General features: G+C 44.2%; 13 protein-coding genes and 1 tRNA gene. 8 read left to right on the top strand and 6 right to left on the bottom strand.

Annotation, left to right across the window (positions count from 1 at the left end):
• Window positions 1-124: 124 nt before the first annotated feature.
• A tRNA-Thr gene (locus LQ777_RS16370) sits at window positions 125-208 on the top strand.
• 1088 nt (window positions 209-1296) lie between these two features.
• Here LQ777_RS16370 and LQ777_RS16365 read toward each other — a convergent pair.
• Window positions 1297-2148, bottom strand: coding sequence for a hypothetical protein (locus tag LQ777_RS16365; RefSeq protein ID WP_232559005.1), 852 nt, complete (start codon window positions 2146-2148; stop codon window positions 1297-1299).
• Window positions 2149-2290: 142 nt separating this feature from the next.
• Window positions 2291-2629, bottom strand: a complete 339-nt coding sequence (locus tag LQ777_RS16360) for a hypothetical protein (RefSeq protein ID WP_232559004.1) — start codon at window positions 2627-2629, stop codon at window positions 2291-2293.
• Between the two features lie 842 nt (window positions 2630-3471).
• Here LQ777_RS16360 and LQ777_RS16355 point away from each other — a divergent pair.
• The 5 genes from LQ777_RS16355 (at window position 3472) to LQ777_RS16340 (ending at window position 7497) form a co-directional block, all read left to right on the top strand.
• Window positions 3472-3858: a hypothetical protein gene (locus LQ777_RS16355; RefSeq protein WP_232559003.1), complete on the top strand. Its 387-nt coding sequence runs from the start codon at window positions 3472-3474 to the stop codon at window positions 3856-3858.
• 170 nt (window positions 3859-4028) lie between these two features.
• Window positions 4029-4208: a DNA-packaging protein gene (locus LQ777_RS30525; protein ID WP_255720689.1), complete on the top strand. Its 180-nt coding sequence runs from the start codon at window positions 4029-4031 to the stop codon at window positions 4206-4208.
• Window positions 4209-4260: 52 nt separating this feature from the next.
• On the top strand, window positions 4261-4557 hold the full coding sequence (locus tag LQ777_RS30520) for a DNA-packaging protein (RefSeq protein WP_255720688.1): 297 nt from the start codon (window positions 4261-4263) through the stop codon (window positions 4555-4557).
• Window positions 4558-5508: 951 nt separating this feature from the next.
• Window positions 5509-5883 carry a hypothetical protein gene (locus LQ777_RS16345; RefSeq protein WP_232559002.1) on the top strand — a complete coding sequence of 125 codons (375 nt, stop codon included), beginning with the start codon at window positions 5509-5511 and terminating at the stop codon, window positions 5881-5883.
• A 531-nt stretch (window positions 5884-6414) separates the two neighbouring features.
• Window positions 6415-7497 carry a T9SS type A sorting domain-containing protein gene (locus LQ777_RS16340; protein WP_232559001.1) on the top strand — a complete coding sequence of 361 codons (1083 nt, stop codon included), beginning with the start codon at window positions 6415-6417 and terminating at the stop codon, window positions 7495-7497.
• Between the two features lie 235 nt (window positions 7498-7732).
• Here LQ777_RS16340 and LQ777_RS16335 read toward each other — a convergent pair whose 3' ends face one another.
• The 4 genes from LQ777_RS16335 to LQ777_RS16320 form a co-directional block, all read right to left on the bottom strand.
• Entirely contained in the window at window positions 7733-8626 is an 894-nt protein-coding gene (locus LQ777_RS16335) for an IS3 family transposase (RefSeq protein ID WP_232559000.1), read from the bottom strand.
• A gap of 32 nt (window positions 8627-8658) precedes the next feature.
• On the bottom strand, window positions 8659-9039 hold the full coding sequence (locus tag LQ777_RS16330; RefSeq protein WP_232558999.1) for a hypothetical protein: 381 nt from the start codon (window positions 9037-9039) through the stop codon (window positions 8659-8661).
• Window positions 9040-9568: 529 nt separating this feature from the next.
• A complete protein-coding gene (locus LQ777_RS16325; protein ID WP_232558998.1) occupies window positions 9569-9823 on the bottom strand; it encodes an antA/AntB antirepressor family protein in 255 nt (84 codons plus the stop codon).
• 2 nt (window positions 9824-9825) lie between these two features.
• Entirely contained in the window at window positions 9826-10014 is a 189-nt protein-coding gene (locus tag LQ777_RS16320; RefSeq protein WP_232558997.1) for a hypothetical protein, read from the bottom strand.
• Window positions 10015-10085: 71 nt separating this feature from the next.
• Here LQ777_RS16320 and LQ777_RS16315 point away from each other — a divergent pair, with 71 nt between their 5' ends.
• Together LQ777_RS16315 and LQ777_RS16310 are read left to right on the top strand one after the other, a co-directional pair.
• Complete coding sequence (locus LQ777_RS16315) at window positions 10086-10379, top strand: hypothetical protein (protein WP_232558996.1); 294 nt, start codon at window positions 10086-10088, stop codon at window positions 10377-10379.
• Window positions 10380-10466: 87 nt separating this feature from the next.
• Window positions 10467-11528 (top strand): SNIPE associated domain-containing protein, encoded by a 1062-nt coding sequence (locus tag LQ777_RS16310; RefSeq protein WP_232558995.1) that lies wholly within the window; start codon window positions 10467-10469, stop codon window positions 11526-11528.
• The last annotated feature ends 38 nt before the right edge of the window (window positions 11529-11566 follow it).

The following is an 11566-nucleotide window of genomic DNA, read 5'->3' as shown; positions in this document are numbered from 1 at the left end:
AATCTTGGCCGGATAAAAATATTCGGCCAAGATTTTACGCATGAGTATTGCATGTCTCATATAGAAGCACTACTTTTGCATCACAATTCGGGAATAGGTCATCTGATTGCCGAATGTAAGGATTGCCAGTGTCGGATAGCGGTCGATTCCGCCTGATTTGTAATCAGGATGCGCAAGCGCGTCGGGGGTTCGAATCCCTCCACTGGCTCAGTTGATAACCAGCAACTTAAGCCGCCTTCGGAAACGTTGGCGGTTTTTTGTTTGCATACGGATTTGCATACAACACTTTTTATATAAGCATTGAAAGGATAGGGGGGAGTAATGAAACACGGGTTTATCCAATGTTTTAAATTCATAAGCTGCTTACTGCTCATCCTTAGCCTGGAGCAGTGTAAACAGCCCTCCATTTCGGTTCCTCAACATACAGAACCAACCCGAGACGACAACATAGCGCTAGGTTATCTTGATAACACTAGGGCCTCAGAGTCTATTCCAAACGTATAGTTGATTACTCAGCCAACCTATAGCGTATCTCACAATCGTCGACATAAACAGCAAACTGTTGCAACTGGCGCCTAAGCGCTGTTTTAAAAGGATTGGCTTCACGTTATACCAGAAATTTTATCCTTGATCTAGCATTACCAACTAGCTGGTACCGAGCAAGGCACACAGATTGCACAAACATAAGATTTGAAAGCGACTACCATCGCGACGGCCTATCTTGCCCTATTAATGATCAGGATATAGGAAAACCGCACTTTATTTATCCGCACTGTTATCATAGGTCCCAACCTGCACCGGCAAGTCTTGCAACTCCTGAAGAACGCACCCGTACATCAGTTACTTAAGGAAATGAACTGTACATAATTGCCAGGACAGCGGATAGAGCAGGGGATGGTGACAACGGGAACGCAAGCAGTATCGCCGGAGGTAAGCTAAGCGTACCGGCTGCGCTCTGGAAGGCGATTGTCGTCTTACTGGTAGAGTTAGGACGATGTGAACCGTATGCTCAGACACGAGTTACCGCCGTGTGGATGCCCAATACAAACGCTGTTGATGAACAGTCTTAGGGTAACTACTGGGTCAGTGTTGATGAACTAGAACGGCAGGCATGCTATTATTTACTATCGAACGTGCCAGAGAGTGGGCAGTGGATTACTAAAGACAGAGTCGATAATAGCTTGTTACGATTTATAGCAAAGTAAAATAGATAGCATAGGAATTTTTAAGTTATCCCTATGCTACCTATTTATAAAATACCTATCTGTACTTGATTACAATTACACCTGTCATATATTATTGAACAGGGTTTTTAGGAGGAAAGTCATCATTGAAGAATGTTGTAGCATTTTCGATCTGCGCTTTTCTGCTACCTCGAAGAAAATCATCAAAAGCTTTTTTTATTTCCGGATCTTCTAAGGCTTCATAATCAAACACATTAGCTGCGTACATGTAGTTAAAGTTTATATCAACAAATTCAGCACTAGCACAAGCTGACGACCATTTAGTATTTGATCGGTCAAAGTCTACTCGGTATTGCTTAATTTTTGGCGTATATATAACTTCATCACCAACTTTAAATACTTCAACTGCAACACCAACTGTAATCGTCTTATAAAAGTCTTTATTTTGTTCAACCCCAAATCGCAAAGCTTCTCCCTGCTTTTGCAAAAAGCTTTTAAAACTATCTAGTGCAGAAGATCCCTCGCTTGCGACAACATCAAGAATAAAGTTTACAAAATCAGATGCAATACTAATACCCTTTATATGTCTTGTATATGACTGAGTATCGATTTTGCTAGGCCCCATCAGAGGAACTTTAGAAAGCGCTAATGTCCACAGCTCGGGATCTGTCTTGTACTCTTTACCGTATGCTTGTGAATAACGATTGATGTAATCTGTAACTACAGAAGTGATGCCAATGAGTATTTTTTTCTGCTCCACTAATGCTTTTACAACAACAGGGTCATCAACCAACTCAACGCCGATGATAAACTCTACCAAGCCATCCTTGTCGGCGTAAGGATTGTCTTCGGGGGCATATGTAGCTAATTTTTCGTCATTAAAAAACGCTTTAGCGTTAGCTATTTGTATCTTAATGTCTTCAGTACGTTTTGGTGTTTCTTGTTTTTTTTCTAGCGTTTTCACAGTGAAAAAGTTTAGGAGTTTTGCCTACTTTTATTTATAGTCTATATTCAGCTTATTTGGACTTACTGGTTAACTACTTATATTTTAGAGAATCAATAAGACAGTTAGAATACTGAGCAACAATTTTTATTAATAGCAGTAATCAGCATGGACTAACTAAGTTGACGTGGAAGTTAAACATCACATACACCCCACCTTTTAACCAGACGTTGACGGCTGCATCTCTACAGGGTGATAATAATCCTCTATTTCCGTTTTTTTCAATATGGTTAGGTACCCATTGACGAAGGCTATTTTCATTGGCATTAGCCATATTGAAACCTGGAATACCGCAGTTGAATCTATCATCAACAAGGCGAATTGTAACTGTGACCTGATGACCACTCAGTGTAAGATTAAAATCTACAGGATCCTGATCTAGCCAGTGATCGAAAGCAGCTGAAACCGCAGTTTCAATGTCTGCAAGTGAAAGAGTAGTCATAAAGTTTTAGTAGTTAAATAATTTAGAAATAGCACCGATGTAGTCAGCATACTCAAAGCTCTACTCTGCAATTGAAAGCCTCTTCTATGTGTAGATTGGGCCCTGATTGTGAGACAAAATTGAACTATCTTTGAAAGATTAGAACGAGCAAAACAGCCCTATTTCCAAATAGGGTAAATAGAGTTAAGTAGACTGGGTTTTTCTACTTCTTCCTGAAAACAGGTGTTTCTATGGGTATCAAGGCCGCTAAAGAACCCCTTATTTACACCGCAGTATCAATCGTATCATAACTAAATAGCTAAGATAACTTAGATCTAGTCCCATACGCCGTTCCGCTAACAACATCCCAAGAGTGGGTTAAGAGTTGAAAAAACTGGTGATAAAAACACAACTGGCTTGGTCCCATTTACGGTAAAGAACCATTTACTAGACCCAAGAAATTGCTTTAACAGTTGTAGAAATACATAAGGCGTGATGTCTATCTAAGACAGGGAACTGGTATGGTTTTGCAAAAATGCAAATGCACTGCAATAGCGAGTTGTCAACTAGCACGCTGTCGCATATGTACGATAGTGATACGACTTCGACTAAGCGTACTACATCGTCCCCTGCAGGCTATCACTCTTCGACAACACCCGATTGGAATAACGCATGGGCTAGTTTAGCCTGAGCAAGCAAACGGCCTTCCTGCTATCGCTGAATTGACTACATTGGAGGTCTAATTTTGATCCCAGACTTACTATGGCAACTCTACCCGGCACGGACATTGAACTTGGCAAATGGTACCCCGCCACTTAGCCCCGCCTGACCTCTACGTCGAACCAGTGATAAACAATTATTCAATGATTTTGAAGATAGTCGGGTTCGACCCTCGGCCCGGCTTTTATATGCTTCAGGACGGCAAGTTCTATTGGCATTACGAGCGCTATGACGACTTCGATGACGAGCGTATGCCTGGCTGGAGTCGTTCGCAGGAAATCAACAACAACCTTGACTGGGTAACTGATGAGGCCAAGTCGGTAAACGCCTGGATGCTGATACCCGATGCGCCGGAAGATTTTCCCAGTGTACAGGACAATGAGGTGAACTCGTATGTGGGTACCCTGCCAACAGACAGTGATAATGACGAGTACGACACCGATGAAGACGAGGACGATATTGATGATGGTTTTATAACCGACCCGACAGGTGGTCGTCCTTTACATCCCATCAATCCAAGCCTAAACTGATTGGTCTGTTAAGACAAAGGCAGTGAAAACCGAAGCGTTCAATAGAAGCAGCGCAGAGGACCAGAATCGCCCTTTCCGCTGTTTCTATGGTTAATGCACGGTCGTTTCGCGCGCACGCGAGACAAGTCCGCTTTCTTTGTATCTTCAAGCCTTCGTTAATTCTATCCAACATGGGTTTTAAAACGGCTAATCAAGCCTGGCGACTACGCCACACTACCGGACGAACGCCCCGCTTTGCCACTCCGCAGGCGCTATGGCAAGCCGCTACCGATTACTTCGAGTGGGTAGACCAAAATCCCTGGATGAAGACCGAGCACTTCAGCACAGGGCGAACAAACCTGTCTGATTGACTTACCGCTTATTCGGCCTTACACCCTCTCGGGCCTGTGTGCTTACTGGCGAGTGGGTCAATCCTATTGGCGCAAGTTCAAAGAATCAAAACGCGATGATGAGGCTTTTCAATGGGCCATTGCCCGCATTGAGGATGTGATCTACTCCCATAAGTTCGAAGGAGCCGTGCTAGGCTATTTCAATGCCAACATCATTACGCGGGAGCTAGGCTTGCAAAACAGGCAGCGTCGGGATGAGCAGCTACAACAGAAACAGCGCGCTCTGGTTCGTCGAGAGCAGTCTAACGGCGATATCATCCTAGAGATGGAATACCCGCCGTTTATGAACCATCTCAACCAAACAAACTAAGTTATTGCACACCGTACACGCGTGCGCGCCCGTGTGAGGCTCGGCCTAATGCCGGTTCATTGAGTTATTTCGGTCGCTATAGAGCCAACTACCTTTTCTGATCAATTGAAGTGTTTTGCAAGTCAGTCTACGAGAGCGGGGCCCAACAAACGTTGAGTTTTTTCAGCCAGCCTATAAGACAGGCAAAAACAGCGTTTAGGGCCAAATGAAGAGTTTCTTGACTCCATAAAAAAGGAATGGCGAAAATCCCTGTCTAGAACGAAATGAAGTTTATTTGAGTCAGTCTACGCGCGCGGGACCCAATCGATCGAAGAGTTTTCGGAGCCCATAACGCGTATGTACCCAAACAAGCCAGGGGAAGTTTATGCGAGTCCATAAAAAGATGTGTATGGACAACGCCATGATTTTTCGTTGGTCAATTCGCGTATGTGCAGCCGAACGACGTTGAGTTTTGCGAGTCCATAAAAAGACGTGTAGAAACATCACGAAGGTTTTTCTGACATCATATCACCTGCGCACGAAGCCGGACTATATTGAGTTTTCCGTGTCCATAAAAAAGGGTGTCCAGCAAAGTGGACACCCTTTATGTTCGCTACCTAGTGAGGAAAAACCGTGTTTGTAAGCCAATGAAGTTTATTTTATTCCATAACGCGCACGACCGTCGAGAGTAATTAGCCTGCTCTGAACGGTCACTGATTTGACTCTGTTGGTTGACAAGGAAGAGTTTTTACCCATCTTCCTTAACAATTTAGGTTTCAACACTCGGAAAACTCGATCCACTATGCCCCGCATTGCTCAATGTCCCACCACGATCGACGACTTACTTTACCTCAGTACAGCAACCCTCAAGCAATCCGGCTGTCTGATTGACGGCAAGACGCACCAGCTTGGATGGAGCCGTAATGGTGAACGAGTCGCCACCATCGATATGGCCGCTAGCCTGAAGGCAAAATGCGTTATGCTGCGCTACTCGTTTCGGGGGAAAGCAAGTTGCGCCGCATTGATCTGCTCATTGCACCCAGCAACCTGGGCAAGGGAACCGTATTCTACTTTGTTTGTCCCATCACCGCTAAGCGCTGCCGGAAGTTGTATTTGGTCGATGGTCGGTTTGTTTCCCGCTATGCGCTAGCTGACACCTACTACGAAAAGCAGCTTTGGTCGAAACGGTATCGGGATCTAGACAACACCATAGGCAGGCAGTTACGGGGAGACGATTTTGAGTTGTATCAGGAGACCTTCGGTCGTTATGCGAAGCGGCATTACCGGGGCAAACCCACAAAGCGGGTGTTACGCTATCAGCGCCTGACGGATCGTTTGTACAATTGACAGTAAAACGTTCGATTTAAGGCACTCTTTATGGTTAGACGATGTGGATGCGTTTTGATACAGATCGTCGCGTGACGGGGCTTATATTACACTTCTATGCCTATTATCTGCTATAATTTGTGATTCATCGAATATAATAGGCGAATCTCCCAATATTTGGCGAGCGTTTCGGGCTTAAAATAGTACTTTCTGTAGTTATCGGTCATTGTTTAGCTGAAAAGTCCGAACATGTTTTCGTATACTATGAATGAACCAGTGGAGCCGGGATGCTTCAGACGACCATTTACATCGAAATCACAAGATTTCGTGTAAATGTCTGAAATCTAGGTTGTTGAGTCCTATATGTGGCAAAAAAGGCAATTTTATGTTAGCTATTCTTAAGTAACAAGTTATTTCGTCTTTGATAAAATTACCCTATTTTATTAATTTTATAGTATATAAATAAATATTTAATGTACAGATAATTGAAATGGTAAATATATTTAGGGCTATTGTGTTTGCTATCTAAACTGAATAAATATGCTATTACTGATGAAAAAAGAAGCTACGCTCGTATTACTTGCCAGTATTCTGGTTACGTTTACCCAGAATGCTTTCGCCCAAACTATTTCTCTGATAAAGAATCCTGATAACGGTCAGGGGTATTTAGATATTTACTATCCAAGAACTGAGTATCCTTTAATAGTTTATAGAAATGCACTTTATGGAAAGTATACAAATGCTAACGGCAGGGGGCAATTAGTTAAGTACGATGGAACGAAGATGGAATTGATTCCAGAACCTGACAATGAGGTATCTGGAAAAGGAGGGGTGTTTGGCGAAATGATTGTGTATAATAATATATTGTATTGCATATATAATCGCTATTTCGCTGATGGTCGCTACAGTAATTACTTAGCCAAATTTGATGGTACAACCCTAAAGGTACTCGACAACCCAGATCAAGGAGTAGGTTTCTTTCAAACAGCTTCTTTAACTGTATTCAATAATGCTCTTTACGGTCGTTACATTGATATTGACGCTAAGTATCGTTTAGTCAAAATAGATGATTCTGTTTCCAACCAGCCCTTTTCCATTACAGGTGTAGTAAATGTTGACTGTGAGGTAATAGCGACTAATCAGCGAAAGCTTACATTCACCCCGCGATATACAGGCTTGACAGGGCAACCTGTGTCTTTTTCGGTTAGCAATGAGTTATTGCCGACAACTCAGCCAGGCCCTTACAGTTTAAATCTCTATACTGACAATCCTGTTGTCACCCTTAAAGCCACCCAGGAAGGCACTGCCGGTGAACAGAGTTATATCCTAAATTGGTTACCCTACTGTAAAGGGGCAAGATTATCCGCAAAGAGTGCATCAACTGATTTAAGCATTCAAGTGATGCCGAATCCAAGTTCAGACCAAGTAATAAAAATACTAGTAGATGGAGCATTAGGTGAACAAGTAACAATTCAGGTTACCGACCAGCAAGGTAAGTTGGTAAGTTATACACGGATTGAGGAAGTTGCAGCCACAATGTATAGCTCAGCTCAGTTAGGTTATTTACCAGGAGTTTACTTATTAAAGGTTAGCACTCCAACACAGAACAAAACAATTAAAATAATGAAGCAATAAGGGGGCTCAGTAGCTAGTACGTTACTTTCGTACGTCCTTGTCTATGAAAAGAGCGCAGGATCTCCATTTGGCATTGGTGAGTTGCAAACAAAGAAGTTCATCTATAACAATTAGACATAACTTAGAAAGGTAGCATCTACTTAATTGATGCCTTTCTAAGTTATGTTCATTAACATAATTGTAGTTATAAAACTGTGTATTACACTGATTTTACTTGACAAATTTGAGACTCACTTTAAGCGGTTACTATTGACGCTATCTGTTGCATTTTTCCCGGTTGTTGACGTTTCTTGACGCGCCATTTCTTGACCAATTCACCTTGCAGGCGATGCGCTTGTTCCGGCGTATTGTAACCACAACTCCGATGTGGCCGTAGCTGATTGTAGTTCTCAATCGCTCGTTGAACCGCTTCTTCGGCAGCCGCGTAACTGATAAAGCCCCGATTGAGCAACATATCCTCTTTTATCGTCCGATTGACCCGCTCAGCTAACGCATTTTCGTACGGATCGCCCTGCTCAGTCATACTAATAGCAATCTTGTTTTTTCGTAACAGACCCGTGTAGGCATGACAGCAATACTGAACGCCCCGGTCCGAGTGGTGGATTAGCTGTTGGCTAACCTTATTTCGCTTTAGCGCCATCTTTAAGGCACTTAATGGCCCTTCCATTTCTAAAGTGGGGTGTAGCGCCCAACCCACAATCTTCCGCGAGTAGGCATCGGTGATCAGACTCAGATAAGCGAACCCACGAGGTAGGGGCAAGTAGGTGATATCACTCACCCACAACTCATTAGGAGCGTCTACTTTTTTCCCTTTCACCAGGTTGGGATACTTGCGAAAGGGATGATTCGACCAGGTAGTCTTCGTCCGTCGCGTTCTACGCCTTATCAATAAGCCATTATCTCTGAGTAACTTAGCAAACTTATCCCGACCTAGTTTGATCCCATGCTGCTGACGAAAGTCGGTCAACTGGTGGTGCAGGATTTCCGCTCCAACCGAAGGCAAGTCCAGGCGTAACCGCCGGACTTCGGCTAACACCATAGTATTTGTAAGATCCGCTTTCTGACATCGTTTCTGCTTCTCATACCAAGCCTGACGGCTTACCCCAAACAGCCCGCAGAGTGTTTCCATACTCACCAGTGGGTGATGCAGGCTGAGTTGATTTACTGTTTGGGGCCAGGCTTTTTTCGAATCGGAATTTTGAGCTCTTTTTCGGCAATGTTGATCATGATCTCCAGGGCTTCCCGTTTGAGTTGTTCGTGCTGGAGTAGTTTTTGAGTATCGGCTAGCTGCTTTTTAAGTAGGGCCACTTCATCGGTTTTACTTTTCATCCGTCGAGCGCGTTTAGGACTAGGATAGTAGCGTCGGAGTCGATAGCGCTGGTAGGCTCGATTCCAGATCCGGAGTGAATTTCGGGAAATATTCAGCTCGGCCAAAATCTGTTTTTCACTGACCAGCTCCAGTCGATAGAGCTCGACCACGTGCCAGCGGAAAGCGCTGACTTTGTACTTTTTCTTGAGGTCAATAAACCCACTTACCTTCATAACTGTACACGGTTAGTGTCAAGCTATTCCAGCGCAATACAATCTGTTGTATAATCTATTATATGTTAAGTACTACAGAATGGAAGACAAAAACAAGCGTTGTCTGACAGCTGTTAGACAAAAGGTGAGTTTACTAAATAGATGGTTTTCCAAGCAATGCCTAGAAGCCGTGTTCCAAATAACGTCCGTTTTTCGAAGATACTCAGCAAATACGATAGAAAGCAACCTTCGGGTTTCGCGGCTATTCTCAAATTGCCATCTCACGAATCAATGCCTCAAGTTCAGCCAATCCGTTGAGTTTATGAGCCATGACCTGCCTTCACAAACATTTGCTACCAGGGCGTGTGATCGGGATGCTTGTAGTTCGGCTCATTCGTTCGAGCGGGTTTAACGAACCAGCTCAAACTGTTGATGAAAGATCCGATCCGGAACGGCGGTGAACTGTCCCTTATCCAAACAGCGTACCCATGAACCAGGCATCACGAAGATAGGTACGGACTGGCCTTTGCGATCGGTAGCAAACAAGGCTTTACCCGTTGGTTCGAACGTGGCTTGTGAGCCTCCGTAGTGAACTGGTCAGTGCGTAGTCAAGTTCGCGACCACCGGTTTCTAAATTTTTAGAAACCGTTACATAGTCGGTGTCTTCCAGAAATTTGTACTTACCGACTCGGTTCTTGATCCAGTCAATAAAACGTGACTTGACTCCTAAAAACTCGTGCAGTTCACGGGCTGAGACGACAAGCGAGCCTTGCCCACTAGTCGTAATCGCAATAAGCTCCTTCATGGCTAGCGGCTGTAGTTCTGGTAGTACTCATTATAGCGCTTGTCGTCCTGCTCTTCCCATTCCTGATAGGATTGGCGGTACTCCTCGGGATCCGCTGTTTGGCAGTAGGCTTGATAATTGGCTCGTGCTGCCGTTTCAAGCGCTGATACCAGTTCGAGTGAGAAGCCTTCCTGCTGCTCCGGATCCCGCAAGTCTTCAACCGTCGATTGTCGAAAAAAGGCACTCCGGAATCTACAGAGCCTTCGAAGTTCGGGGAGACAGTATGGACAACGATCGAAAGGATGCTATTTCGGCGGGTGACATAGTAATAGGCCGTAACGTAGCAAGGCACTTATGGAAGAGTAAACTGCATATACACCGGTTTCCTGACTTTGTAATTGTTCATCAAGATGGTATTGTCATTAAGCGAATTGTGCGTCACGACGTAGAAAACGGGATTATTGATTGCGTATCGCTGAATGAAGACAAGAAGTTTTACCCTGATTATTCGATGAAGCTTTCCGAAGTTTATGAACTCTACAACATTGTAAAGCAGGAAAAGTCGAGGGGTTTATAGTAAACCGCTTGCCGCATTGGCTTATATGAACATTGCAGGCTGTTGTACTGCGCCCAGTTAGCTTATTACTTTAACCACACCATACGAATGATTGAAACCTCTACACTAGTAGTTTTTGTACTCTGTATTACCCTGGCCAATCTGGCTTACTATTGCTATAAACTCCGTGAGCAGGTTAATACGAGTGAGCACGAAGTGGAACGGCTAAATCGCCAATACGCCCCAATCGTTGATGTTGACCAGCTACTTCAACAGCGGAAAGGTGAGATAAAGCGGATTGAGCTAGATGTCGAAAAGCTACGCAATGACTATGCCGCCAAGCGTACTGTCTATGAATCCTTGCTACAAGAAATAAACCTGTTTGAAAGTAAACTCGAAGACATCTCATACGGCCTTTACGAACCCGTATATAACTACTCCAGCTCTGACCAATACAAAGAGAAACTAGAGGTAATTCGCGACTCGCTTAAACAACTTATCAAAGAGGAGAAGGCCGTATCCTGTCCGGTTGAATGGTCTGTGGGGGGGAGTAGAGCAGAAGGTCGGAGAATGACAAAGCAGTACGCAAAACTGATGCTTCGGGCTTTCAACGGTGACTGCGACGCAGCCATTGCTCGGGTTAGCTGGAATAATATGGGTAATATGGAAGCCCGTATTGCCAAATCATACGAAGCTATTAATAAGTTAGGTAGCGTCAATCAGAGTACCATTATCCAAGCGTGTTACGGCTACAAAATAGCCGAACTCCGCCTGGAATTTGAGCTACAGCAAAAGTTGCAGGCGGAGAAGGAGGAACAGCGTATGATCCGTGAGCAAATGCGTGAAGAAGAAAAGGCGCAGCGGGAAATTGAAACGGCTCAACGGAAGGCCGAAGATGAAGAGGCTAAATACCAGAAAGCCTTAGCTAAGGCTACTGAGGAGGCCAAACGTGCCACAGGTGACCAGCTAGCTAGTTTGGATCAGAAGATCAAAGAACTAGAGCAGCTACTGACTGATGTTCAGTTGCAGAAAGAACGGGCGCTGTCGATGGCCCAACAAACCAAATCCGGGCACGTCTACATCATTTCTAATATCGGCTCGTTCGGCGAGGACGTGTTCAAAATCGGAATGACCCGGCGACTTGAACCAATGACCGAGTCAAAGAACTAGGCGACGCGTCAGTGCCCTTCTGCTTTGACGTACATGCG

The organism is Spirosoma oryzicola (genome assembly GCF_021233055.1).
Classification (GTDB): domain Bacteria; phylum Bacteroidota; class Bacteroidia; order Cytophagales; family Spirosomataceae; genus Spirosoma; species Spirosoma oryzicola.
This window is presented reverse-complemented; position numbering and strand designations above follow the sequence as displayed.

What these genes read in the sequence shown, in the direction of transcription:
- LQ777_RS16310 (WP_232558995.1), top strand. Translation starts at nt 10,467, where the DNA reads ATGATTGAAACCTCTACACTAGTAGTTTTTGTACTCTGTATTACCCTG.
- LQ777_RS16330 (WP_232558999.1), bottom strand. Translation starts at nt 9,039, where the DNA reads ATGAAGGTAAGTGGGTTTATTGACCTCAAGAAAAAGTACAAAGTCAGC.
- LQ777_RS16325 (WP_232558998.1), bottom strand. Translation starts at nt 9,823, where the DNA reads ATGAAGGAGCTTATTGCGATTACGACTAGTGGGCAAGGCTCGCTTGTC.
- LQ777_RS30525 (WP_255720689.1), top strand. Translation starts at nt 4,029, where the DNA reads ATGGGTTTTAAAACGGCTAATCAAGCCTGGCGACTACGCCACACTACC.
- LQ777_RS16340 (WP_232559001.1), top strand. Translation starts at nt 6,415, where the DNA reads ATGAAAAAAGAAGCTACGCTCGTATTACTTGCCAGTATTCTGGTTACG.
- LQ777_RS16335 (WP_232559000.1), bottom strand. Translation starts at nt 8,626, where the DNA reads ATGGAAACACTCTGCGGGCTGTTTGGGGTAAGCCGTCAGGCTTGGTAT.
- LQ777_RS16345 (WP_232559002.1), top strand. Translation starts at nt 5,509, where the DNA reads ATGCGTTATGCTGCGCTACTCGTTTCGGGGGAAAGCAAGTTGCGCCGC.
- LQ777_RS16360 (WP_232559004.1), bottom strand. Translation starts at nt 2,629, where the DNA reads ATGACTACTCTTTCACTTGCAGACATTGAAACTGCGGTTTCAGCTGCT.
- LQ777_RS16355 (WP_232559003.1), top strand. Translation starts at nt 3,472, where the DNA reads ATGATTTTGAAGATAGTCGGGTTCGACCCTCGGCCCGGCTTTTATATG.
- LQ777_RS16315 (WP_232558996.1), top strand. Translation starts at nt 10,086, where the DNA reads ATGGACAACGATCGAAAGGATGCTATTTCGGCGGGTGACATAGTAATA.